General features: G+C 51.6%; 1 pseudogene. It reads right to left on the bottom strand.

What is annotated here, in order from left to right:
* A pseudogene (locus ACNFOC_RS55295) lies at positions 1-287 on the bottom strand (hypothetical protein); the annotation flags it as partial.
* Positions 288-457: the final 170 nt, after the last annotated feature.

Genomic DNA, 457 nt, shown 5'->3' with positions numbered 1-457 from the left:
CCATATACCCGACGTCCTTTCACCTGAGGATGCGCCATAAAACGACGCGCGCAGTCGGCAATGGAATCCACCGCCCATTTTTGCTCCCCGGCATCATCAATAAATGTCGCCTGCGTTCCGTCGGCATTAATGTGCAGCCGTGCCTGGCACCCTTTGCCTAAATACCAACAGGGTTGACGCTCATAGACATAACACTCTTCTTCTACGAACTGGCGTAAAACGCCAGAAATCGTCGGTAGCCATTGTTCCTCTGGTAACGCCAGATGTAGAAATTCACTGATTTTCATCCCTTACCTCTCTGTGTTATTCGCGGATCAATCAATTGCGCTTGTCATCAGTTCTCTTGCCGAATGCAGCCGGATATAAGCAACCCACGCCGCCAGCAACGTGAATGCCCCGGCAAACAGGAAGCAGGCCGCATAGCCAAAATGTTGAGCAACAACGCCACCGATAACGC

The organism is Streptomyces colwelliae (genome assembly GCF_048158785.1).
In the GTDB taxonomy this organism is placed as follows: domain Bacteria; phylum Actinomycetota; class Actinomycetes; order Streptomycetales; family Streptomycetaceae; genus Streptomyces.
This window is presented reverse-complemented; position numbering and strand designations above follow the sequence as displayed.